We start from the raw sequence: 382 nt of genomic DNA, 5'->3' as shown, positions 1-382 counted from the left end.
AATCAATCTGGCGGTTTCAAAGCTGAAAATACACCAATGAACAAAGCAGGTAACCGTTATTTGCGTTATTATCTGATAGAAGCTGCTGGAAGTATCGTACGACATATTCCTGAATATCAAGAGTTCTATAAGAAGAAATTTGCTGAAGTAACTACACATCAGCATAAACGAGCACTCGCACTAACTTCTCGTAAATTGATTCGTTTGATTTTTGGATTGCTGGCTAAAAATCAACTCTACTCTTCAAATAGGGTAGATAAATAAATATAATTTATTTCGAACATATGTTCTCATTCTAACATATGCTTGTTAAAGTTACCCTTTTTGCTTAAAATAATTTCATTTTCTTTTCATCTTCTTCTTGACATATTACCAAATTGCT

General features: G+C 32.2%; 1 protein-coding gene. It reads left to right on the top strand.

Translation table 11 applies throughout. The annotated features are described in order from the left end of the window. On the top strand, positions 1–264 hold a 264-nt coding region (locus ACJDU8_RS25720; protein WP_406795028.1), incomplete at its 5' end, for a transposase. Between the last annotated feature and the right edge of the window lie 118 nt (positions 265–382).

The sequence above is a fragment of the Candidatus Clostridium eludens genome (assembly GCF_045310515.1).
GTDB classification, from domain to species: Bacteria; Bacillota; Clostridia; order Clostridiales; family Clostridiaceae; genus Clostridium_B; species Clostridium_B eludens.
The sequence above is the reverse complement of the archived record's forward strand: the minus strand, read 5'-3'. Positions and strand labels throughout refer to the sequence as shown.